Origin of the sequence: Streptomyces sp. NPDC002265, from assembly GCF_040296125.1 — a bacterium.
In the GTDB taxonomy this organism is placed as follows: domain Bacteria; phylum Actinomycetota; class Actinomycetes; order Streptomycetales; family Streptomycetaceae; genus Streptomyces.
Map to the genome: position 1 here is coordinate 1 of NZ_JBEOWS010000089.1, position 22,173 is coordinate 22,173.

Annotated in this window: 24 protein-coding genes; 11 read left to right on the top strand and 13 right to left on the bottom strand. The window is 70.7% G+C overall.

Features of this window, described 5'->3' with window-relative positions:
• Positions 1 to 480: 480 nt before the first annotated feature.
• Positions 481 to 1,473, bottom strand: coding sequence for a LysR family transcriptional regulator (locus ABT085_RS17765; protein WP_351608089.1), 993 nt, complete (start codon positions 1,471 to 1,473; stop codon positions 481 to 483).
• Positions 1,474 to 1,568: 95 nt separating this feature from the next.
• Between ABT085_RS17765 and ABT085_RS17770 the strand changes: the two genes are divergently transcribed.
• Positions 1,569 to 2,726 (top strand): nuclear transport factor 2 family protein, encoded by a 1,158-nt coding sequence (locus tag ABT085_RS17770; protein ID WP_351608092.1) that lies wholly within the window; start codon positions 1,569 to 1,571, stop codon positions 2,724 to 2,726.
• Positions 2,727 to 2,859: 133 nt separating this feature from the next.
• Here the strand turns inward: ABT085_RS17770 and ABT085_RS17775 are convergent, their stop codons facing one another.
• Together ABT085_RS17775 and ABT085_RS17780 are read right to left on the bottom strand one after the other, a co-directional pair.
• Positions 2,860 to 4,317, bottom strand: a complete 1,458-nt coding sequence (locus tag ABT085_RS17775) for a HupE/UreJ family protein (protein WP_351608095.1) — start codon at positions 4,315 to 4,317, stop codon at positions 2,860 to 2,862.
• Positions 4,314 to 5,558 carry a DUF3500 domain-containing protein gene (locus ABT085_RS17780; RefSeq protein ID WP_351608098.1) on the bottom strand — a complete coding sequence of 415 codons (1,245 nt, stop codon included), beginning with the start codon at positions 5,556 to 5,558 and terminating at the stop codon, positions 4,314 to 4,316. The genes ABT085_RS17775 and ABT085_RS17780 overlap by 4 nt, the downstream gene beginning before the upstream one ends.
• Before the next feature lie 332 nt (positions 5,559 to 5,890).
• Here ABT085_RS17780 and ABT085_RS17785 point away from each other — a divergent pair, with 332 nt between their 5' ends.
• The 4 genes from ABT085_RS17785 to cutA all read left to right on the top strand — a co-directional run bounded on the left by ABT085_RS17785 (position 5,891) and on the right by cutA (position 7,929).
• Complete coding sequence (locus ABT085_RS17785; protein WP_351608101.1) at positions 5,891 to 6,037, top strand: hypothetical protein; 147 nt, start codon at positions 5,891 to 5,893, stop codon at positions 6,035 to 6,037.
• A 318-nt stretch (positions 6,038 to 6,355) separates the two neighbouring features.
• Complete coding sequence (locus tag ABT085_RS17790; RefSeq protein WP_351608103.1) at positions 6,356 to 7,318, top strand: hypothetical protein; 963 nt, start codon at positions 6,356 to 6,358, stop codon at positions 7,316 to 7,318.
• A 36-nt stretch (positions 7,319 to 7,354) separates the two neighbouring features.
• A complete protein-coding gene (locus ABT085_RS17795; RefSeq protein WP_351608106.1) occupies positions 7,355 to 7,465 on the top strand; it encodes an Imm1 family immunity protein in 111 nt (36 codons plus the stop codon).
• A 131-nt stretch (positions 7,466 to 7,596) separates the two neighbouring features.
• Complete coding sequence (cutA, locus tag ABT085_RS17800) at positions 7,597 to 7,929, top strand: divalent-cation tolerance protein CutA (RefSeq protein WP_351608108.1); 333 nt, start codon at positions 7,597 to 7,599, stop codon at positions 7,927 to 7,929.
• Between the two features lie 50 nt (positions 7,930 to 7,979).
• Here cutA and ABT085_RS17805 read toward each other — a convergent pair whose 3' ends face one another.
• Positions 7,980 to 9,194: an MFS transporter gene (locus ABT085_RS17805; RefSeq protein WP_351608111.1), complete on the bottom strand. Its 1,215-nt coding sequence runs from the start codon at positions 9,192 to 9,194 to the stop codon at positions 7,980 to 7,982.
• Between the two features lie 90 nt (positions 9,195 to 9,284).
• On the opposite strand from ABT085_RS17805, the gene ABT085_RS17810 reads away from it, so the two are divergent.
• Complete coding sequence (locus ABT085_RS17810) at positions 9,285 to 10,046, top strand: DeoR/GlpR family DNA-binding transcription regulator (protein WP_351608114.1); 762 nt, start codon at positions 9,285 to 9,287, stop codon at positions 10,044 to 10,046.
• 145 nt (positions 10,047 to 10,191) lie between these two features.
• Here ABT085_RS17810 and ABT085_RS17815 read toward each other — a convergent pair whose 3' ends face one another.
• Positions 10,192 to 10,572, bottom strand: a complete 381-nt coding sequence (locus ABT085_RS17815; RefSeq protein ID WP_351608116.1) for an HGxxPAAW family protein — start codon at positions 10,570 to 10,572, stop codon at positions 10,192 to 10,194.
• A gap of 147 nt (positions 10,573 to 10,719) precedes the next feature.
• Between ABT085_RS17815 and ABT085_RS17820 the strand changes: the two genes are divergently transcribed.
• Both ABT085_RS17820 and ABT085_RS17825 read left to right on the top strand, forming a co-directional pair.
• Positions 10,720 to 11,193, top strand: coding sequence for a MarR family winged helix-turn-helix transcriptional regulator (locus tag ABT085_RS17820; protein ID WP_351608175.1), 474 nt, complete (start codon positions 10,720 to 10,722; stop codon positions 11,191 to 11,193).
• A gap of 140 nt (positions 11,194 to 11,333) precedes the next feature.
• Positions 11,334 to 11,723, top strand: a complete 390-nt coding sequence (locus tag ABT085_RS17825) for a hypothetical protein (protein WP_351608119.1) — start codon at positions 11,334 to 11,336, stop codon at positions 11,721 to 11,723.
• A 106-nt stretch (positions 11,724 to 11,829) separates the two neighbouring features.
• Here the strand turns inward: ABT085_RS17825 and ABT085_RS17830 are convergent, their stop codons facing one another.
• The 3 genes from ABT085_RS17830 to ABT085_RS17840 all read right to left on the bottom strand — a co-directional run bounded on the left by ABT085_RS17830 (position 11,830) and on the right by ABT085_RS17840 (position 12,973).
• The gene (locus tag ABT085_RS17830; protein WP_351608122.1) at positions 11,830 to 12,123 is read right to left on the bottom strand and encodes a hypothetical protein; all 294 of its coding nucleotides are present in this window, start codon (positions 12,121 to 12,123) and stop codon (positions 11,830 to 11,832) included.
• A 93-nt stretch (positions 12,124 to 12,216) separates the two neighbouring features.
• On the bottom strand, positions 12,217 to 12,402 hold the full coding sequence (locus ABT085_RS17835; RefSeq protein ID WP_351608125.1) for a hypothetical protein: 186 nt from the start codon (positions 12,400 to 12,402) through the stop codon (positions 12,217 to 12,219).
• Between the two features lie 79 nt (positions 12,403 to 12,481).
• On the bottom strand, positions 12,482 to 12,973 hold the full coding sequence (locus ABT085_RS17840; protein WP_351608128.1) for a hypothetical protein: 492 nt from the start codon (positions 12,971 to 12,973) through the stop codon (positions 12,482 to 12,484).
• Positions 12,974 to 13,188: 215 nt separating this feature from the next.
• Between ABT085_RS17840 and ABT085_RS17845 the strand changes: the two genes are divergently transcribed.
• Positions 13,189 to 13,788, top strand: a complete 600-nt coding sequence (locus tag ABT085_RS17845; RefSeq protein WP_351608131.1) for a DUF6058 family natural product biosynthesis protein — start codon at positions 13,189 to 13,191, stop codon at positions 13,786 to 13,788.
• Between the two features lie 143 nt (positions 13,789 to 13,931).
• Here ABT085_RS17845 and ABT085_RS17850 read toward each other — a convergent pair whose 3' ends face one another.
• On the bottom strand, positions 13,932 to 14,369 hold the full coding sequence (locus ABT085_RS17850; RefSeq protein WP_351608133.1) for a hypothetical protein: 438 nt from the start codon (positions 14,367 to 14,369) through the stop codon (positions 13,932 to 13,934).
• Positions 14,370 to 14,734: 365 nt separating this feature from the next.
• Positions 14,735 to 16,363: a CocE/NonD family hydrolase gene (locus tag ABT085_RS17855; protein ID WP_351608136.1), complete on the bottom strand. Its 1,629-nt coding sequence runs from the start codon at positions 16,361 to 16,363 to the stop codon at positions 14,735 to 14,737.
• A 183-nt stretch (positions 16,364 to 16,546) separates the two neighbouring features.
• On the opposite strand from ABT085_RS17855, the gene ABT085_RS17860 reads away from it, so the two are divergent.
• A complete protein-coding gene (locus ABT085_RS17860) occupies positions 16,547 to 17,263 on the top strand; it encodes a TetR/AcrR family transcriptional regulator (protein WP_351608139.1) in 717 nt (238 codons plus the stop codon).
• A 93-nt stretch (positions 17,264 to 17,356) separates the two neighbouring features.
• Here ABT085_RS17860 and ABT085_RS17865 read toward each other — a convergent pair whose 3' ends face one another.
• Positions 17,357 to 18,757 (bottom strand): FAD-dependent oxidoreductase, encoded by a 1,401-nt coding sequence (locus ABT085_RS17865; protein ID WP_351608142.1) that lies wholly within the window; start codon positions 18,755 to 18,757, stop codon positions 17,357 to 17,359.
• Between the two features lie 119 nt (positions 18,758 to 18,876).
• On the opposite strand from ABT085_RS17865, the gene ABT085_RS17870 reads away from it, so the two are divergent.
• Positions 18,877 to 19,935, top strand: a complete 1,059-nt coding sequence (locus ABT085_RS17870) for a DUF6215 domain-containing protein (RefSeq protein ID WP_351608145.1) — start codon at positions 18,877 to 18,879, stop codon at positions 19,933 to 19,935.
• 87 nt (positions 19,936 to 20,022) lie between these two features.
• Here the strand turns inward: ABT085_RS17870 and ABT085_RS17875 are convergent, their stop codons facing one another.
• The gene (locus tag ABT085_RS17875) at positions 20,023 to 21,288 is read right to left on the bottom strand and encodes an amidohydrolase (RefSeq protein WP_351608148.1); all 1,266 of its coding nucleotides are present in this window, start codon (positions 21,286 to 21,288) and stop codon (positions 20,023 to 20,025) included.
• A gap of 286 nt (positions 21,289 to 21,574) precedes the next feature.
• Positions 21,575 to 22,156: a suppressor of fused domain protein gene (locus ABT085_RS17880; protein WP_351608151.1), complete on the bottom strand. Its 582-nt coding sequence runs from the start codon at positions 22,154 to 22,156 to the stop codon at positions 21,575 to 21,577.
• Positions 22,157 to 22,173 lie beyond the last annotated feature (17 nt).

The following is a 22,173-nucleotide window of genomic DNA, read 5'->3' on the forward strand; positions in this document are numbered from 1 at the left end:
AAGCCGCACAAAGTCTTGAAAACCGTCGTGTCAGCGATGTCACCGTGGGTTCAAATCCCACCGCCTCCGCTCCGAGAGCAGCGAGAACGGCCCCTGACCAGGTAACTCGGTCAGGGGCCGTTCTCGTGAGCGTTGTCCGCCGGCGACTGCGGTTCCCCGCTGTTCCCGACCGAACGGGCACAGAAGGGGCATGGAGACCTGTCGGCTCTGGTGCCACCAAGCCGGTCGCGGATCTTGACGTTCTGCCGAGAGGTCTGCTGGCACACTGCTGCCCGCGTCAGTCCGCCACAGATACCCCCGGACTCGGCGGGTAGTCCTCAGAGTGAGGAGCTTGGGAGTGAAACCGCTGCGTGCGCGCGAGAGGTACTTCCACCAGCCTGCCGTCATGGATCATCCACAGGCCGAAGCAGTCGTCCTCCTCATCATGGATCAGCACCTGTACATGCCCCGGGTTGGGCCACGGAAGCGATTCGAGATGCTTCAGCAGTCCGGAGCGTGGTCCCACACGGCCCCCGGGTCGAGGCCGGCGGGCGCGTCGGTGTGGTGGGTGCCCGTCCCGGACGACTGGTGGGCAGCTCGGCCCGGACGTGCCGCGGTGAACACCGCGGCGAGCTGGTCGTGGAGCGACGCTGCGCAGGGGTGGGCGTCGTGGTGGGGAGTGATCGTGTAGATGCCGCGGGTCGGGGGATCCACGAGGGCGACCGCGGTGACATCGGCGCGCAGCGCGCACGTCAGCACTCCGGGGATCAGCGCGATGGCGTGACCGGTGGCGACCAGGGCCAGTTTGCCCGGCAGGTCGGCCGCGATGAGGTCGATACGGGCGCTGACTCCGGCGCGCGCGGCGTGCTGGCGCAGCAGCGCCGCCGAGCCCTCGTTGTCCTCTGCCCAGGTCTGGTCGGCCAGCGCCTGGATGTGCACCGGGCCGTGGCCGGCCCGCGGATGGCCCGACGGCACTACGACGACCATCTCGTCCAGTCCGAGAAACCGGAGCTCGACCCACGGGTCCGCGGTCAGCCCGGGCGGGGCGTCGGTGACGACGGCGATGTCCAGATCACCGGCCATCACGCGGCCGTGCAACTGCGCGCTCAGAGCCGGCCGCAGGCTCCACCGGAGGGATCCTGCCTGCTCCAGCAGACCCCGGACGGCCTGCGGGACGATCCCCGCGGCGAGAGACGGCGTCGCTCCGATGGCCAGGGGCCGCTCCCACACCCCGTCGCGGACCTCCCGTACCGCGCGAACGGCGCGGTCGGCCTCGTCGAGCGTGGCCAGGGCATGGCGCCGGAACACCTCACCGGCCGGCGTCGGGCGCACACCACGTGCGTGGCGCTCCACCAGAGGCACGCCGAGCTGCCGCTCCAGCCCGGCGATCTGCCGGGAGACGGCCGACTGCGTGTGATGGAGCTCGGCTGCCGCCGCCGACAGCGATCCAGCCCGGCACACGGTCACGAAAGTCCGCCACACCGTCAGATCCATGACGGCAGTATGCCCGGCGGGTATGCGGGCTCCGCAGGGCAGGCCTGCGAGATCTGCGCTTGTCGCATCCATTGGCGTGCAGCACTGTGGCACACATGACCACACCGCACACGATCGCCGTCCTCGGTCTGGGGCGCATGGGCGGCGCGATCGCGACCCGGCTGGCAACCCAGGATCACAACGTCGTCGGCTGGACCCGTTCAGGGCGTACCTCGGGCACCGTCACGACGACCGGCGATGCGAACAAGGCCGTGGCCGGGGCCGACCTCGTCGTCCTGGCGCTGTTCGACGGGCCGGCCTGTCGACAGGTCCTCGACGACGTCCGCGACTCGCTGCGAACGGACACGATCGTGCTCAACACCAGCACCATCGCCCCCGTCGAAGCATCTGAGCTGGCCCGGCAGTTCGGCCCGTGTTACGTCCACGCCCCCGTGCTCGGCTCGGTACCCGCTGTCGCCGCGGGCGCTCTGCAGATCCTCGCCGCCGCAGACCAGGATGCCCTCGAACGCGTCCGGCCGGTGCTGGAGACACTGGGCACCGTCCATCGCGTGGACGACGCCGCGACCGCCGCCGCGCTCAAGCTGATCGCCAACAACAGCCTCGCCGGAGCCGTCCTCGCGCTGCGCGACGCACTGCGGCAGGCCGACGCTCTCGGACTGCCCCGCACCCGGACGCTGGACGTCCTCGAACTCGGCCAGCTCGGCGGGCTCGTGGCCCGCAAGCGCCCCTTCCTGCTCGGTGAGCCGACCGCAGCCACGGCCCACTTCACGATCGGCGCACTGGCCAAGGACATGGCTGTGCTGGCCGCCGCGACGGACACCCCCTTGCGCAGTGCGACGGGCCTGGCCGACACCCCTGCATCCGCCGAGGCCGACATCGCCGTGGCCGCCACGGTCCCCTCCGTGGAGGACGCCGTGCTCGAACCGTTGCGCGCCTACATCCGCGGGCACGCCACCGGCGACCCCGCCCACTTCCGCGACGCCTTCCTGCCCACTGCCCACATCGAGGGGGTGCGAGAGGGCGCATTCGTCTCCTGGCCCCTGGACGAGTACTGCTCCCTCTTCCACGGTCGGCCGGCACCCGACGAACCGACCCGCACCCGTCGCATCGACGCCGTCGACGTCCACGGGACCGTCGCGACCGCCACCATGACCCTCTCGCACGGCGCGGACACGTTCACCGACGTCTTCCTGCTCGCCCGCGCGGACGACGGCTGGCGCATCGCCAACAAGGCGTACCACCGCCACGCATGACCGTGCGGAACGGTCCACTCCTCGGGGAACCATCACCACGCGACGGGGCACTCACCACGACACCCGCAAGCGACGGCCGGCCAGATCGGGGGTGAGCAGGCCGGCCTGCTCGGGGTGAGCAGGCCGGCCTGGCTCACTTGCGTGCCGCGTTTCGGCTCTCGTGGTCGGGTCGCGCCCCACCGGCGCGGTCGGCGGACGTCGACGCGGCCTGGTCGTCCCGGCCCGCCGGGACGACCAGGGGTTCCGAGGCGCCGTCGGGCGCTGGACGGCGCCGTGCGGCCAGTGTCCACGCCACGGCCGCCATCGCCGTCGCTGCCAGCCCGGCCAGCAGTGCCGTGGTGTGTGATCCGGCGCCGTCGGCGGCGCGTGCGACCGGGTTGGGTTGTCCCAGCCGGTCCAGCAGCCACCCCAGGGCCGCCGTGCCGGTGAGCGCGGCGCCGGTCAGTCGCAGCACCGGCTGAACGCGCAGGCGTCCCAGCAGCAGCAGTGCGGGCAGGGCGAGGCAGACCAGCAGGAGCTGGACCAGCTCGATACCGAGGTTGAAGCCGAGGAGGCTGGTCACGAGCTGTCCGGTGGACAGATGCAGCTCGGCCAGGACGAAGGAGAACGCCAGACCGTGGCCGAGTCCGAAGACCCCGGCCACGACCGCCTCCCGGCCCGGGAACAGCGGGCGGACGGCGTGGACTGCGCCGACGAGGATGCTCGCGGCGATGAATGCCTCGACCGGCCAGCCGGGGATGTCCAGTCGCCCGAGCGCGCTGGCGGCCAGGGCGACCGAATGCCCGGCGGTGAAGGCCAGGGTGATGCCGCCGATGCGGGCGAGTGCGGCGCGCGATCCCACCAGGCCATCCCAGCGGCGCCCACGGACCGCCAGGGGCGCGGGCAGGAGCAGGATCAGCAGGAAGAGCAGGTGGTCGGTGCCGGTGAGGATGTGGTTGCCGCCCAGTTCGACCATGGCGAGGAATCCGCGCCAGGCGCTGCCGTCGCCGAGGTCGACCTTCAGGGCCGGGACCGTCATGGTCCGGGTGTCGATCTGGATGGTGCCGACCTGGGTGGTGCCCTTGCCGTCGACCTGTCCGGCCGCCCAGTCCTGACGGACCGACACCAGGGCGACGTGCGTGACGACTTGGTGGACGATGACGTCGTAGCCGAAGGTGAAGTGCCGTACGTCGGCACCGGCGGGCGGGGTCAGCACGGCCTCGGCGACCAGCTCACGGTACTGGCCCGTCGAGGTCTGTTCGGCGCGGCTGATGCTGAGCGCGCCGACGGTGACCCGCCACTGCGTCCCCGAGGCCGTGGCCGGGCGGATGTGCCGTGCGAGATACGCGCGGATGGCTCCGGCCCTCCGGGACAGCGTGGTCCGGGTGGCGTCGCCCAGGTCGATGCCGCTGGCCACGGTGAACTCGCCGGCCGGGAGCTCCAGTCGCGCGTTCACCGCGCTCTGGTGGACGTCGAGTTCCACGACCGAGTGCGGCATCGGATGCGCGGCGGCCGGCGACGCCCCGATGAGGAGCGCCGCCGGCACCGCGATCGCGATCCCGGCCACCATGCGTACGAGTGCTGCGGTCAGCCAGTTTCGCGGTCGGGTCATGAGAAGCTGAACTCGCTGCCGTAGTCGCGGGTGTGGTCCCGGTACACGGTGTGGTAGTGGATCTTGTCGCGGAAGACCACGCCGTTCTGGCAGACGAACTCGATCCAGACGCCGGGGCCGTCGATACGGACGTAGTCGCCCTGGGTGTCCAGGCCCGTGCCGCCCGAGTAGGCGACGTAGGTCTCGGACAGCTCCTTGGCGTACGTCTTCATGAGCCGGTCCGCCGTGGCGTCGTCGACGTCGGCGACCCAGGGGTGAATGGCGGCCAGGACCAACTTCTGCTGCTTGGCTGACAGTTCGCCGACCTTGATGCCTTCCTTGGTCTCCGGGAACTTGCCGTCCTGGCTCGGGCCGAGCAGTACGTCGCCGAAGGACTGGGACAGTTTGGCCTGGGCCAGCTGAGCGGTGCTCAGGCTGCCGGTGAGCTTCAGCAGGCCGTCGCGGAACTTCGCGAGCGGTGCGTAGGTGGTGCCGTCTTCGGCGGTCCAGCTGGTCGGCTCGACACCCGTGAAGAAGGGGCTGGCACCGGCGACCTTGCCGTCCTTGTAGGTGATGTTGACGGCCAGGTGGTGGCCGCCGAAGTGCAGCTGCCAGGTGCCGGTCGCGGACGGGGTGCCGAGGAAGGCCAGGTAGTAGGAGCCGCTGCCGTACGAGAAGCCGCCGGGGCCGCCGCCACCGGGGCCACCGGAGGGCGGGGCGCCGGTGGGGAGATCGGTGGCGGTCGAGGTGGGTGCGGCCGAGTCCGAGGCGGTCGGTTCCGTGGACGCGGAGTCGGTCGGCTCCACGGAGGCCGAGTCGGTCGGCTCCGAGGTGGGCGCGCCGGAGGCGGAGCTGGTGGCCTCCGCCGAGGCGAGCACGTCGTCGGCCTTGAGGGTCTGCAGCACGTGCTCGTAACCGGTGTCCTTGCCGGAGCCCAGGGCCACCTTCAACACGTGCTCCGCGGCGGCCAGTTGGTCGTCGGTCAGGGTGCCGAAGCCGATGCCGGGCCGACAGGAGGAGCCGCACGGCAGATTGGACCAGGCGGTCGCGTTCGCCTGCGAGAAGTCCAGGACCGTGGAGGCCTGTTGGTCGGAGTCCAGCGTGTTCAGGAACGCGTTGGCGGCGCTGACCACGGCTGCGGCGCCCGTGGCGTTCTTGTCGACGGGGCGCTTGGCGGCCGGTGCCGCGTTCGTCCCACCGGTGGGGGTCGAGGCGTTCGCCACGGCGAGTCCGCCGACGGCGAGGATCACTCCGGCGGCCACGCCGGCGATACCCCGCCGAACCCTGCGGCTGCGCATCCGACTTGTTCTCTCTTTGCTCACAACTCTCCCTGAAGACAAAGGCGGGAGACGGTGCCGCAGGTTCTTCCGGCGGCACCGTCCAGGACACGCGCGCGATCGACGAGAGAACTATCAGCAATATTGTTGACACCTCAAGGCGCGGCGCCCCTGCCTGCGTCCCCTTCGGTGGAGTTGCTCCGCATATAAAGGAAAAGTGCTGGGCTTGTTGACAGGTTGCTCTTATCGGGCATCCAGGAGCCGGCTCGGCGGCGGAGCACCCAGGTGCCCGTGCTTCGGGAACAGGGGGACCCATCGTGAACGAGCTCGCGGAACCGGCGAACGTGGCCGACCCGACCATCACCGACCTGACGGTCACGGACACCTGTGTGCAGACCGCGAACGGCCGCATCGCCTTCCTCACAGCCGGTTGGTCGCCGACCCTGAACTCCTGGCTGCGGTGACGCCCAACGAAATGATCTGCGCGGCGGTCGGATCACTCCGCGACCGGTGATCCGGGGCCTTCTTCACTCTCGAATGCGCCCTTGGTGGCCGACGGCGCCCGGCCCCCGCGAGACCAAGATGTGCAGGGGTGGGACGCAGGCACAGAGGTTGACCAGACGCGGAAACTGCATGGCATGGTCTGTCCGGCCTCCGTCATGATGTGCGGTGTTGTCCACACGGAGGCGGTTGCCAAGTTGACGCTTTGCCCGGCCACGCAGGCCATACTCGACCGATGCGCCGGCGATGACGCCCCGGGGTCGGCATGGCAATGGGAGTCCATGGCCGCCGAGGCCGTGCTCCGGCACGGCGGCCGTGCCGATGCCGAGGCACTCCTCCCCCTCTTTCTCTCGGCGCCCGCCGCGCACGAGGCGCTGGTGCCGGTCCTCGCCCGCCACGGCGACCTGCGGCTGGCCGAGCGTCTGCTGGAGGCGACGGTCGACGGGGGCCGACTGCGCGAGGACGTACCGTCGGGCGTGCTCCACGCCGTGGGACAACTGGGGTACACCCCGGCCACCCCCCTGCTGTGGGAACACGTCGACGACTCGCACTACGTGTCGAGGGACGCGTGCCTGGGCCTGCTGCACCTGCCGTGCGAGGACCTGCGGGGCGCCATCGCCGAGACGTTGGAGAAGCATGAAGGGAGCGCCCTGTTCCCGGAGTTCCTTCCCGTCCTCGCCCCGAAGACCGACGACCCGTCATGGCCGGACCGGCTCGTCGCATGGGGCGAGAACCATGCCTCGGTCGACTGCAACGGCGGCCTGATCCTGGGTATCTCCCTGTTCGGCGACGCTGCGCGCTCCGCGTTCACCCGCCTGTTGTGGAGCGACCGCTGGGAAGCCTGCGACACCTCCACCGGATCGGCACTGTGGACATACGCGGGCACACGCGTCCTCGGCCTCGGCCTGCCGCAGCTGTACGCCGACCTGCGGGCCCAACTGCGCACCCGCACCGACCCGGACGTCCGGTGGGACGCCCTCCGGTCCTTGATCACACTGCTGCAGCTTCGGTGCGCCGATGTCTGGACCGGTGTAGCCGCAGCCGAAGCCCAGCCGGAGAGCTTCGACACGCTGTACAGCGTGCTGTTCACCCCGACAGGCGAGGACGGTGACACGCTCACCGAAGTCGCCGACCGCGTCTTCGGCAGCGACGATCCTCTGGCGGACAAGGTCCGCAACCTGGAGGACGCCCTTCGCGCCGCGGCGGCACACGAGTGGGCGCTGCGCGCGGCCGCCTCACGCTGACAGGCATCGCAGAAACGGGGCCCAGCCGGACCGTCGATGCCAGCTCACCCGATCGACCTGGTGCGCCAGGCCGCGAAGGAGTTCGTTCTGTCCCGCGGTCGACGGCCCGCGTACCTTGAGTGGCGGGTGGAGCCGCGGAGTATCTGAAGCCGGAACTGCGGGTGCACCGAACCGCTGCTGCCGGAGGACGTGGTCCGGCCCGTGCACCCGTCTCCTCCGAGGTGGGGGCCGGTCCGCTGGGTAGGGTCGTACTCCGCCGACCCGGGGAGAGCAGTCGTATGACCGACATCGTGATCGCGCAGACGACCATCGACGATGCGCAGCGGGCGGAGGCTCTGGCACGTGGCGCTGTCGAGAACCGGCTGGCGGCCTGCTCGCACATCGATCAACCGCTCACCGCGATGTACTGGTGGAACGATGCCGTCCAGACTGCCCAGGAGTGGCGGATCTCGTACAAGACGACCACCGAGCGGCTTCCGGAGCTGGAGGCATGGGTGTCCGAGCAGCACGGCTACGAGGTGCCCGAGTGGATCACCATCCCGGTGACGGGGGGCTCGGTCGCCTATCTGGCATGGGTGGCCGAGGAGAGCACTCCCCGACCCGTCGTCTGAGATTGATGGAGGCTGGTGCGGCACGTGGTCAGGACGTGCCGCACCAGCGGTCAGCGGCCCGCGGGGGCCAACTCGTCGTGGGGGGTGCGGTCCGCTCCGGTGCGCAGGATCCCGGCGGCCGCGGCAGTGGTGACACACAGCAGGGTCAGAAGCACGAAGGCGTGGTTGAGGGCGACGAGGTGGGTGAGCCAGCCGATGACGGCGGGACCGGCGAGCATGCCGACGTAGCCGAGACCGGCCACGCGGGAGACGTTGGCCCCGGCGGCAGCGGGGTCGGCGTGACCGGCCGCGCTGAACAGTTGCGGGACCGTGCCGGACAGGCCCAGGCCGAAGAGCGCCCAGCCGAGGAACGCGGCCCACATCCACGGGAGCAGAGCCACGAGCGTGATGCCGGCCGCGGCCATCGCCGCTCCATGGCGAAGGATCGCCATGGAGCCGAACCGGGCGACGAGGCGGTCCGCGAGCAGCCGGCCGATGGTCATGGCCGCCGCGAACGTGCCGTAGGCGAAAGCGGCCGTCCCGGCGGGTGCGCCGAGAACGTCCTTCAGGTGCAGGGCACTCCAGTCGTTCGCGGCGCCCTCACACAGCATGACCATCAGCGCCAGGACGGCGAGCAGCCAGATACGCCCCTTGGCGCTGCCGGACGTGACGGCCGGTGCTGCCCCGGTTTCCGCCGGGGAGTCGGAGCCGGCGCTCTTGGCGTCGGGGGCGGTCGGCAGGAGAGCACGGGCCGACGCCAGGGCGACGACGACGCCTGCGGCTCCCATGGCGGCCATGCTCGCGACCGGGGTCAGGCCGGCGCTCGCGGCACCGGCTGCGACGAGCGCGGCGATGACGCCGCCGACGGAGAAGGTGGCGTGGAAGCCTGACATGACGGGCCGTCCGTAGGCCTTCTCCACGTGCACGGCGTGGGCGTTCATGCTCACGTCCAGGACGCCGTTGCAGAACCCGAAGACGAACAGGGCCCCCGCCAGCGTCCAGGGGTCCCGGGCGAGGCCGGGCAGGACGAGGGTCGCACCGCACAGCACACCGCCGGCGGGGACCACGACGCGCGCGCCGAAGCGGTCGGCCAGGGGGCCGGCCACCTGCATCCCGGCGAAGGCCCCGAGCCCGAGCAGTACCAGCAGGCCGCCCAGGGTCGCGTGGCTGACGCCCACGCGTTCTTCGACGGCGGGAATGTGCACCACCCAGGCGCCCATCAGGGTGCCGCACAGCACAAAGTAGACATAGGTCGCCACGCGGGCGGCTCGAAGCGAACGTTCCATGCCGCCCACCGTAACGAACGAATTCAATGTTCGAAAGCCCGAGAATTGAACATGTTGAATGTTCATTGCGGGGTGGTGTTCAATCCCTGCATGAGCAACGCAGAGCGGCACGGGCTGATCGCGAAGGCCGTCAGGGACTCCGGCGCCACCACGGTCCAGGAGCTCGCGGAGCTGACCGGCGCCTCGGAGATGACCATCCGGCGCGACCTCGACACCCTGGCCGCCCAGGGCGTCCTCGAACGCGTCCGGGGCGGGGCACGCACCCTGCTGCTCAGGGGCGAGGAGCCTCCCTTCGCGCTGCGCACCAACGAGTCGGTCGACGCCAAGCGCCGGATCGCCGCCGAGGTCTGCGCGCTCATCGCCGACGGCGAAAGCGTCCTGCTGGACAGCGGCACCACCTGCCTGGAGGTCGCCCGCGTCCTGCGCGACCGCCCCGTCACGGTCATGCCCCTGTCCCTCCAGGCGATTCACCTCTTCGGCACGGCACCCGGCCCGGCCACGCTGATCGTGCCCGGCGGACAGCCCCGCGCCGCCGAGGGAGCCCTCACCGGCCCCCTCACCCTCGCCTCACTCGCCGCCCTGCGCTTCGACACCGCCGTCATCGGCTGCTGCGGACTGAGCGCGGCCGACGGCCTGACCGCCTACGACCTCGACGACGCCGCGGTGAAACGGGCGGCCATGACCTCAGCGCGGCGCGTTCTCCTCGCCACCGACGGCAGCAAACTCGGCCACACCGCCTTCGCCCACGTCGGCCCTTCCACGCTCCTGCACACACTCGTCACCGACGCAACAGCACCCCTCGACGAGGTCACCGCGCTCGAAGACGCCGGCACCGTCGTCAAGATCGCCTGACCCTCCGGCACCGCGGGGCGGGCCACACCCCGCGCACAACGAACAGCCGACCCCTGAACGGCGTCCCGACTGTCGCGGGCGGCCACGGCTTCGGGGGTGTGCCGTCCTAACCGTTCGATTCGGCGCAGGTGACACCCTGGGCGGTTCATCCGTGATCAGCCGACAGGACGGAGGCGACGGCGGCCCCTTCGGGTCGATCCGCGGCCTGTCCGCGAGGTGCCCCGCGCCCGGCGAGACGGCAGCCGAGGCAGTCCGTGTGACCACCCCGGGCGGCGAGGTCCCTGACGCGCCAGTCCCACTGGGCGGCCGGGCGCGGGCCGCTCGGCTTGCCCCAGCCCGCCAGATGCAGCATCCACGTGGTCAGCACGGCCAGGGCCAGCACCGCCGCTCCCCCGAGCGCGAGCAGCCCCGAGCCTTTGATCATCGCGAGTCCGCACAGCCCGGATCCCAGCACGGCGATGCCCACACCGGTCCAGCCGGCGACAGTGTGGCCCAGGTCGTACTCGTCGTCACCGTGGATGAACATGACCGCGCTCCTCGAGCTGTGAAGATGGTGGGGCTGACCCGCCGCGAGACCTCTTATCTCGCAAGCTAAGTATCTTAGATCCTAAGGGGACTCGTGAGTGATCACAAGACGCGCCCGGCCGCAACGGCGGACCAGGCCCTCTACGCCATGGACCGGATGATCGCCACCGCCCAGTTCGGGCAGCAGGACATCGCCCGCCGGATGGGCCTGAACGTCACGGACCTCACCTGCCTGGGCTTCCTCATCGAGGCTTCCATGGCCGGCGAGTCACTGGTCGCGGGCGACCTCGCGGAGCGGGCCAGGCTGACCACGGGAGCGGTCACGGGCGTGCTGAACCGCCTGGAGAAGGCCGGCTACATCCGGCGCACCGCGGACCCGGGCGACCGCCGACGCGTGTACGTGGTCATGGAGGAGACCGCCCAAGGGCGCATTCTCGAGATCTACGGGCCCGTCTACCAGCGACTGACGACCCTGTTCGGCGACTACGGACCGGAGGAGATCGCCGTACTGACGGACTGGTTCACCCGCGCCCGCGCCATGTTCGACGAGGCGTTGCACGAGATTCGCGAGGGAGCACCGACCTCACCGTCGACGGACGGCTCTCGATCCCCTCAGGGATGACGGCCGCACCCCCGCCCGCCGCCTCACACACCAGGACCGTGAGCAACGGCCCGGCAAGCGTGCCGAGCACGGGTCTTGTGCCGCGTCCGCAGGCGTCCCGGCCGCAGGCACCCCTTGGACCACACCACCAGGAGGAACCAGTGTCATACCCGCAACTGCTCACCCCCGAGGAGAAGCTCGCCGACGCGAAGAAGCTGTTGAGCCTCCCGCGTATCGTCGTGATCTGCGGCTCCACCCGCTTCATGACCGAGATGAACGAGGCCGATCTGCGCGAGACCAAAGCCGGAAGGATCGTCGTCAAACCGGGCTGTGACCTGAAGTCGCCGCACGAACTCTGGTCCGACCCTGCCGAGGCCGAGGCGCTGAAGGTTCGACTCGACGATCTGCACCGGGCGAAGATCCGGCTCGCTGACGAGGTGCTCGTCGTCGGCGACTACATCGGAGACAGCACCCGAGCCGAAATCGCCTACGCCCGGTCGCTGGGCAAGCCCGTGCGGTTCACGCACCCCGAAGTCGACCCTGACGCCTGACCGCCCGCTGCCACCTCGGCAACCAGGGCCCGCAGACGCGTGTTGGGTGGTCGGTCGCTGAAACAGGTCGAGTGGCGGTCGACGCGGGGGCGTTCACGGCAGCCCGTCAGCGGCCCTTTACGGACTCGGCCCAGCGCGGGGCCTCGTCGTCGGGGGTGTCCGGGCTGGCGAAGTGGAAGGGAACCGAGAGGTGGCCGGCCAGAGCGCGGCCGGCCCGCTCGGCGGCCACCGCCGCGAGGTGACGCGTGTGGTGAGTGCCTTCCTCGCCGAGGTACCGCTCGGCCGTCGACCAGTAGACGGTCGCCATCCCAGCCTCCCCCGCCGGATCAGCGGTGATGGCCAGCAGTCGTACGAACCAGTCGTGGACGGTGTCACCGTCCCAGACGGCCTCGATCGCCACGATGCGGCCCCCGCACCCGGCCGCCCGACAGGCCAGAGATTCCAGGTCGAGTGGGCTCTCCGGCTCACGGGCAATCCGGTCTCCGTGGTGGAGTTACCGGTCGTGGGCGATCAACTGAGCGGTACCGATCCCGATGCCATGAGGAACAAGACCGATGGCGGTGATGACCTTCACCGCCATGAGCAGGGAGTCCTGGAGGATGTACCCGTCGATCTCGTCGCGGATCCCGGCCGGCAGACTCTCCCACCACTCGGTCCTGGCCGCCGCGTTCATACCCATGGAAGTGCCCCCGTCGCCTCGAAGGCTCCGGCGACGGAGCCTCGCGCCACTGTACGTCGTGCCCTGACGGGGTTCGTGGTCACGAGTCGCGGGTGAGCCGATTTCGGCTTGCGCCGCGGTGGTTGAGGCCGGTCCTGGCGGTGTTGCGAATTCGCTTGGTGCGGCCGGCTTCGGCGAGGATCTCGACGGCCTCGGTGTTCGTACCGGCGGCGGTCCTGAGCTGGAGCCAGTTGGATGACGCGAGCAGGTCGTCCGGCTGCCAGGGCAGATCGAGCGTGACAGCGCGGAAGAGCGACCACTCCCGCAGACGCTCGACGAGGAAGGGGTGATCGATCGTGGCCCGGGTCATCGCCTGCGCCCACTCCTCGTAGCCGGGACCGAGGCATAGGCCCTCGGCTCGACGGTCCAGGTGCCGCAGCACGGCGGACCGGGCCATCGTCCGGTCCGGATCGGTGAGCACGCGGCTGACCAGGTCGACCTCGTCCGGGTCGGCGACGAGCTCCAGCCTGTCGAGGTAGGCCGCGAAGCGGACGTGCTCGTCCGGGTTCTTCAGGATGTCGTGGATGTCCATGAAGCCTGCTCCTCGCGCTCGTCCAGGACGCCGTACTCGCATCGTGCGCCGTCGCGTACCAGGGACACCGGACGGGCCCGGCGAACGCGGACGATCGCGTCCAAACGCACTCTACGAGCTTGGACAATGGTTCGGTCGGTACCGAACCGTCCGCTGGGTAGCGTGCGGAGTCCTGCGCGGAGGATGCCCGCGCCGGTGACACCGGAGGCAGCCAGATGTCGAAGACAGACCTGAAGACGCAGCTTGCCGAGCGGTTTCGGGAGGTCAACGGCGACCATCCCATGACCGACGCGGATGACGTGTACGTCAGCACCCAGTTCGTCGCCCTGGAGGAGCTGTGCGCGGTCCATGGCCGCGACGCCGATGAGGTCCGCCGGCTCATGCTGGGGCAGCGGCTGCCCCTCCCGGGATATCTACGCTCCGACGGTGCCGAGATGGTGCCGGCCGACTTGTTCGCCCTCGCCGACGACGCCGGCGGCCTGGAGCCGCTCGAAGCATGGTTCACCGCTCACTGGGCCGACCCGGTCACCGGGAAGGCGGAGTGGGATGCCTATCTCAGCGGACAGTACGTGTGTCTGCACTCGGTGACCCCGGCCGCCATCCGACGCAAGGATCACCTGACGACCGCGATCAGTGCCGCCGAGAACGAGCCGGATGCCGGTTCGGCTCAGTGGTACGAGCGGCTGCACGAGCTGATCGACGAACTCGACGCCCTGGAACCGGCGTTCACTGCGTACGACCGTCTCCGGTTCGCCGGGCCGACGTCCCGGGACACCTGCATCGACGCCATGCGCACCCGCTTCCCGCGCCCATGACCCGAGTCCCTGCGCCCAGACGTTGCCCAGCCGGGCGCCCAGGACACGAACGATCTCGGTACCGAGGACGGCCTGGCCGCGGGCGTCGAGGTGGATGCCGTCACTGCTCCACACCGATTCCTCTCGGCCGGTGAGGCCACCGGTCACTGAACCGGGCATCGAACTCCGCGGGCCATGACGTTCCCGTCGCCCAAGATTCTGGCGACGACCGCCTGGAAGAGGTGGTCTTCCTCGGCCGGGAGCAGGATCTCCAGCTGTCGCCCGGCTGTGTCGCACACCAGCATCGCGTGCTCGGCGACGATTTCGACGCCGGTGAGTGGAGCCCCGAGCCGCAATCTCACGACTGTGCCATCGGTGGTCGAAAGGAAAACGCCTCCGGCTTCCGCCGTCAGGCGCGCGCGGTGTCGGCCGCCGCCGGAGTTGCGGAATCGTGCGGCACAGCGGATGCGGGCGGTGTCCCCACGGCTCAGTGCGGCGACCGTCCGGCCGATGCGCAGCCTGCGCCACCACTTCCGTATCCGGCGAATGAGTGGCTCTGCCATGATCGCGACGACCACGGCACCGAAGAGCTGATCCCACATAGACATCCCCTGCGGCTCGGCGCTTTCATGACCGGAATTGTGCTCAGCCTGCCGTCGACCTCAGGACCTGGCGCCCCGGAATCATCCCATGGCCCCTGCCCACGTCCGCCCCGGTGGCGGGCGATGTCCAGGGGGCCGGGTCGGGCGCGGGCCGCCAGCCGGCCGACGCGGCCTTCTCGGTGTAGCAGGCGATCACGTCGGCAGGCTCGCCCGGGTACGTGTACAGGCGGTCCGCGTGCAGCCAGGGCTCCCCCGGAAGCGGCAGCCCCTTGTTCAGTCGACGACGAGTTGTACGGCGGTTCCCGTCACCGCTCTCGGAGTTGCCTGAGCCGAGCCGAGCCGAGCCGTCCGGCCGGACCGGCCGGTCAGCCGTTCTCCGCAGGGCTGGGCCCGGCACGGTGGGCGTGCACTGCGAGGATCAGCTCCGAGTCCGTGTGGAGCGTGATGCGCACCGGTGTGAAGGTGGTGGCGTCCACCGGCGACTCCCCGGTGCCGGGACTGCGGGCATAGCGCGGATGGGCGCCGCCGCTGATCTGCCAGCGTATGCGGTGGCCGACGGCAAAGCGGTGGGCGGTCGAGCTCATCGGCACGGTGAGCTGCGACGGCTGCTGCCCGTCCGTCCGCACTCGGCCCAGCCCGTCGCAGACGTTGACGGAGCGGCCTTGGGTGTCCACGTCGCACAGGCGGCTGAAGACATCGGCATGACCGGTGTCCGTGGAGACGCTCAGGCGCGCCGAGACCGGTCCGAGGATGTCCACGGGCTCGGTCAGCGGAGGGCCGGTGAACGTCATTACGTCTTCCCGGGCCTCCAGGACGGTGTTGTCGTGGGGACCGGCGGTACGGGAGAGCAGCGGGCCGCCGAGGGACGGGGTGGGGTCGTCCGGGTCGTAGCGGAGGGACGTCAGCGGGGCGGAGTCCGTGGGGGCCTGCTGGGTGAGATGTCCCTGCGCGGTGGGAAACCACCGGCCGACGGCCGTGGCCGGCGGCCAGTCGTCGAGGTCGCGCCAGGCGTTCTCGCCGCCGATGTGCACGCGCACCCTCGTGGGGCGCAGTCCGGAGGGGTCGGCGTACAGGTGGGCGCGCAGCCAGGCGAGACTTTCGGCGAACACCTCGGGCCATCCCTGCTGGAGGGCGGAGGTATGGGTCCAGGGGCCGACGAGCAGGGCGGTCTCGCATCCGGCCCGACGCAGCCGGTCGTACTGCTCCAGGGTCTGGTCGGCCAGCACGTCGTGCCATCCGGTGATCAGGCTCGTGGGCACGCCGGGCCGTTCCGCCGCCGTTGCCTGCGACGCGCCGCGCCAGTACGCGTCCTCGGGGTCCGGATGGGTCAATACGTCGTCCAGCCAAGGCACTTCGTGCCCGAAGGCTGACCTGTACGCCCCGCTCAGGGGCCGCGCGGTGGTGACTTCACGCAGGCGGCGTCGCAGGCGCAGTGTCGCCCTCAGGAACGGTGCCATGCCCTGGTGCTGATAGGTCATGCCGACGCCGACGGCGAGGGCGTTCTCCAGACGCAGCGCACCGTGCGCGTGGAACAGGGCATGGGGATCGTGCAGGCCCACCTGCACCACCATGGCCTTCAGTTCCGGCGGTGGGTCCGCGGCCAGGGCCCATTGCACGTAGCCCAGGTAACTGGGGCCGACGGTCCCGAGTGTTCCGTTGAACCAGGGTCGCTCGCGCAGCCAGGACACCGTGGCCCGGCCGTCGGCGGCCTCGTTGCGCCACAGGTCGAACGCGCCCTCCGAGCCGCCGGTGCCGCGGCAGCTCTGGAGGACCACGTGAAAGCCCTGTTCGGCGAAGAGCAGGCCGTACATGGGCGACCACGGCAGGCCCCTGCCGTACGGCGAGCGCACCAGCAGGGTGGGGAAGTCCCCCGCCGCACGCGGGAAGTAGTGGTCCGTGATCAGCGGGCTGCCGTCGGCGGCCGGCACCGTCAGTCCCGGCTCCCAGCGGACATCGTGCAGCTTGGCCGGGAGACGGCGCCAGGTCGCCCGCATCAGCCGTGCGGCACGGGGCGGCTTTCTGAACGGCGGTGCCCAGGCCGGCCTCGGCTCTGAACGGTGTGCGCATGCTGTCATCGTTCCCCTCCCTGATTTCCGTACGTTGTACGAGAATAGGGCATGCTTGACTGAGACCGGCAAGGAACGCCGCGATCACGATCAAGGGAAGGAGCCCGGACCATGTCCCGTGACACGGAGACCGCCGCCCCGGGCGTCGACCCTCAGCAGCTCTGGCCGACCTCTGTCGAGCCCCGCAGAGGTCGCAAGCCCGCCTACAGCCGAGAGGTGATCACCGAGGCGGCCGTCGCCCTGGCGGACACCGAGGGGTTCGAAGCGGTCACCATGCGGAAGGTCGCCGCACGGGTCGGAGCCGGCGTCATGTCGCTCTACAGCTACGCCCCCGACAAGGAGACGCTGCTGAACCTGATGGTCGACCACGTCAGCGGCGAACTGCCGACCACGACCGCGCTCACCGGCGACTGGCGCGCCGACCTGAAGGCCATCGCCCACCTCCAGCGCGCCCACATGCTGCGACACCCCTGGCTGCCCGCCGCCCTGTCCACCCGCCGCGTCCCCGGACCCAACACCCTGGACTTCCTGGAACACGCGCTCGCCGCCCTGCGACCCGCCGGACTGGACGGTGCGGCGAAGCTGGAGGTCTTCGCCCAGCTCACCGCGTTCGTGGCCGGACACGTGGCACACGAGGTCGCACAGTCCGCAGCCTCGCAGTCCCCCGACCGAGCCGCAGCGGAGGCCCGCTACCTCGCCGCTGTCGCCGCGGACGGCCGCCACCCTGAACTCGCCGAAGCGCTCTCCGTCCCCGGGCGGCCCCTCGCCCCCGAAGCCACCTTCACCCGGTTCCTCGACCGCCTGGTCGACGGCCTGGACACCGGCTGATCCCGCTCCGTCCAGGGCCTGTCCGGCCGTGAACGCTCGATATTCCCCGCCCTGCCGGTGTGTTCGGTTTCCGGCCTCCCTGCGACGGCCCTCTCAGGGCATCGCGGAGTTCCGTTCGGCCTCCGTCATGGGCGGACCCTGGAGGAACGGCTTGGGCGGGCCGAAAAGCATGGGGAGGAGCATGTCGGGTGAGAAGAGCCGGGTGGCGGGCTTCTCCAGGCTCATGACGTCGAGCAGCGCGCCGAGCGCCCGCGGGTTGCGGGCGCCGGTGGCGACGGCTCGGTCGACGAAGCGGGCCAGGAACTTCTCCACGGCGGTGGGCGGGGTGTCGGTGGCTCCGGGATAGAACGCGTCCTGTCCGACGGCCAGGTCCCACGCGGCGGCGACCGGCCGGGCCGCGGCGCGCTGGATACGGAGCGCGGTGTCGGGGTCGGCGAGGTGCGCGCGGCGCAGGACGTCGCGCAGGGCGACCGCGCTCTGGGCGGAGACGGTCAGGCCGTGGCCGTAGACCGGGTTGTAACCGGCCACGGCGTCGCCGAGGACCGCGAATCCCTCCGGCCAGCGCTCGGCCTTCTCGTAGTAGCGGCGTCGGTTGCCCGTGGCCCGGGTGGTCTCGACACCGCCGATCGGTTCGGCGCCCTTGATCAGTTCGCCGATGACCGGGTCGCCGAGAGAGAGCGCGAAGTCCATGAACGCTTCGGGGTCGGCGGTGGGTTCACCGCCACGTGTGCCGGCGAGCGTGACGATCCAGCGGCCGCCCTCGACGGGCAGGATGATGCCGCCGCGGCCGGGCGGGGCGGCGGGGTTGGCCTGCACGTTGATCAGCGGGAAGTCCATGTCCCCGGTCGTGCCGGGGGCCCGGTAGAGGCGGGTGGCGTAGGCGACGCCCGCGTTGACGGTCCGTTCGGTGACGCCCGGGAGGCCGAGGTCCCGCAGCCAGTGCGATGCGCGGGAGCCGCGCCCGGAGGCGTCGATGACCAAGTCGGCGGAAAGAGTGAGCTCTTGGTCCTCGCCGCTTGCCCGGATGCCGGTGACGCGCCGGGCGTCGCCTGCCAGGGCGTGGACGGTCGTGTGCTGGTGCAGGGTGATGCGGTCGTGGGTGAGGACGCGGCCACGGAGCACGGAGTCGAGGAGGTCCCGCGAACACACCAGATTGCGGTGGTGGGTGGACAGGAAACGGCGGAACCAGATCTCGTTGGGGGCCCGGGAGACCATGTCGCCCATGATGTGCACGAGGCGGCCACCGGCGGCGACGATGTCGCCGACGAGCCCCGGCACGAGGTCGTCGAAGGCTCGCACGCCGCCACTCCACACCAGGTGTGCGTGGCGGGCCTGCGGCACACCGGTACGCGGCTGCGGTCCGGCGGGCAGGACGTCGCGTTCGACGACGGTGACGTCGGCGAACTCGGCGAGCACGGACGCGGCGAGGAGACCGGTGGCACTCGCGCCTATGACGATCGCGGTGGGCCGGCCGGCGGTGGCTAACTCAGGCATGCGGTTTCACGCTTTCTGTGCTGATCATCTGGTGGCCGATGCTGTCGACGATTCCACACGGGCCCGGAACTGTGGCTTCCATCATGACGGTTGTGATCTTGTCCTGGTGAGATCGCCGGATGCTCGGATTCCTCCTCCGTCTCCTGCCGTTCTGGGTCCGCGAGCCGCTGCTCATCGCGGTCGGGTCCGTTCTCGGCGTACGCATCATGTATCTCGCCGCCCGCGATCACTCCCCGGTCGCGGCCGGTCTCGGTGTGCTGTTCCTCGGGTTCACGGCATTACGCATCCACGCGGTGGTCCGGGCCCTGCGCGCACGCCGCAACCCGCCTCCGCCAACCTCGGCAGACGGGACGGCAGTCGGCGCCGCCGACCAGACCCATACCGGGTTCAAGCCCCAGGCCCAGACCCATGTCCAGGCCCAGCCCCGGTCCCAGCCCCAGGCCGGAACCGGGCCGCGTCCCGGTCCGGCCCCGGCGAAGAACGAACCCAACGCATGGGGCCAGGCCGTCGCGGCCGTTGCCCTGGTCGGGGCAGTCGCGGCCGCGCTGTGGGTGGCCCCACGTTTCATGCCGTCCGACGCCGGCACCGCGCAGCCCGCCTCCTGTCCGGACGCGTCACACGAGGAACTGCCCAAGGCCTACCAGCGGACGCCCCGGCCTGTGACCGGTGAGGAACTGTGCAAGGCGCTCAACCGGCCCGACCTGGCCCAACTCCTCGGTACGCCCGGAGAGATCGCGATCAGTGCTTCCGGCACCGACAACACCGCTGCTCTGACGGACGGAAAGGTCGCCGAGCCGGAGGGCGAGGTCACGTTCGACACGTACACCGTGAACGTCTCGGCCACGTACAACGATCTGTCGACCGCCCAATACGTGAAGCTGATGAAGTTCGGGGACGAGAGGGACGTCAAGACGCTCACGGTCCTCGGCCGGCCCGCGGTCTTCTTCTCGGATCACACCATGAAGTTCGAGATCAATCTCGGCGGCGGCAGCTCCGGCGGCCCGGTCGAGCAAGGCCCGCTGGCCAGGACGCTGTCCGTGGCTCTGGACCGCAAGGACCGGGGCGGCTCCTGCGACATCACCGTGTGGAGCACGTCCGGAGCCCTCCCGGACGACAGTGCCCTCCTCGACATCGCCGAGAAGGTCCTGCCGGCGATCCCCGAACGGTCCGCCCGATGAGACACCGGCAGCTTTCCGGCCGACGGCGCCGGTGCGGTGCCGGGCGGTGTCCCGACCGTGCCTTGTGAGCCCGCGGCGCGGAGTCGGTCACTCCTGGTCGCAGGCGAGCCAGTCCAGTGCGGCGACGGTCAGGGCCGTGATGCCCGTGTCCAGGGTGGGCTGGACGACGGGAGCGAAGGCGGGTGAGTGGTTCACCGGGATGTCCTGGTCGACGGTGCCGTTGCGTGCTGCCGCGGCGTACTGCTCGGGATCGATCCCGCCGATGCCCCAGTAGCACAGCGGAGTCCCGAAGGCGCCGGGGATCTCGCTGAAGTCCTCGCTGGCGGTCTGCAGGCCGATGGTGTCGGCGGCGGCGCCGAAGTGGGCGCGGAAGGCTCTGTCGAGCCGTACGGCCGTCTCGGCGTCGTTGGACGTGGGCGGGGAGGAGGACAGCGTCTCGATGTCGGGTTCCCTCGGAGCCGCGGACGCCTGGCTCTCGGCGCGTACGCAGCGGCGGATCGCGTCGAGGATCCGGGCGCGGGTGGCGCCGTTGTAGCTGCGGATGTTCAGTTCGAGGGTGGCGCTGTCGGGAATGACGTTCGGGCCGGAGCCGGCGTGGAGGCTGCCGACGGTCAGTACCGCCGGATCGGTGGCCGCGACCTCGCGGGAGACGATGGTCTGCAGCCGTACGACGCACAGCGCGGCCAGGACGACCGGGTCGATCGAGGACTGGGGCATGGAGCCGTGGGCACCGCGCCCGTGCAAGGTGATGCGCAGGTTGTCCGCCGCGCTGAAGAAGGGTCCCGGACGCACCCCGACGTATCTGGCGGGGTAGGGCAGCACGTGCTGGGCGAACGCCACGTCGGGGCGGGGGACACGGTCGGTCAGGCCGTCCCTGAGCATCGCATGGGCGCCGTCGCCGTTCTCCTCCGACGGTTGGAAGAGCACCACCAGGGTGCCCCGCCAGCTCTGTCTGCCCTGCGCCATGAGCTGCGCGCATCCGAGCAGGCAGGAAACATGGACGTCGTGCCCGCAGGCGTGCATGACCGGCACCTCGCGGCCCGATCGGTCGGTGGCGACGGCGGTGGAGGCGTAGGGAAGGCCGGTGGCTTCCCGCACCGGGAGGGCGTCCATGTCGGCGCGCAGCAGGACGGTGGGTCCGCTGCCGTTGGGCAGCACGCCCACCACGCCGGTTCCCCCGATGCCGTCGGTGACGGTGAACCCCCAGGCCCGCAGCCGCTCGGCCACGCGGGCGGCGGTGCGGGTCTCGGCCAGTCCGAGTTCGGGATGGGCGTGCAGGTCCCGGTAGAGGTCCTCCACCTGGCCGCGGATCGCGTCCAGGCCGGCCAGCACGCTGTCCACGGCTTTCGTCATCCGGCGGCTCCTGCTCCGTGTGCTCGCGCGAGATCCGGGCCCGGTGTCTGCTCGTACGGCCGCGTACCCGCTTCAGTGCCCGCCTGGGCTCCGGTGGCGGACCGCCGGGCAGGCTCCGGTGGCGTACAGGCTGCCTCCCAGGACAACAGGTACGCGGCCGGGCAGCAAGTCGCGCACCGCTCCCCCGCCGACGTCCGGCACCGTGCCGACCGGGATCACGGCCGGGCTCCCGCCTGCTCGGCCGCAACAACTGCGCCGGGCCCGGCCCCCAGGGCAGCCGCGAGGTTCAGGCGACGGACGGGCGTCGTGGATCGGTCGGGACGATCGCGTGCTCGTCGAAGAGCTGCTCGAGGGCTTCGTGGCCGTGCTCGCGGCGGTACGCCATCTCGGCCGCGGTGACCGGGAGGACCCACAGGATGCGGGCATGGCCGTCCGGCAACGGGCAGCGCTCCAGGTCGGGGCCGTGGAGGTAGGGAAGGCTGATCAGCAGGTGGTCGCAGTGGGACCCCGGCAGCCACGGCTCCCCGACAGGCAGGCTGTGCTGGACGTCGAGGTGGTGATGGGCGTGGTAGTACGCGGTCATGGCCAGGAGATCCGCGAAGCGCTCGTCGCGAACGGGCGCGGTGAGGAGGAATTCGAGGCCGTGGCCGTCCGTCTCGGCCGTGGACCAGCAGCCGGCGGTGACGTACGCCCAGCTGTCGGCGCGTGGTCCCGGGCTGACGGTGAGGATCTTCAGCGCTGGAACCGCGTCCCGTCGCCCGGGTCCCAGGTCGTAGTCGTCGACCGTGATCACATGGCCGGTGAAGAAGCCGCGCACGTGGGCCTCGACGCTTGCCATCGCCCGCCGGCTGCGCTCGCTCTCGATCATGGTGGGGAGCATCTCAC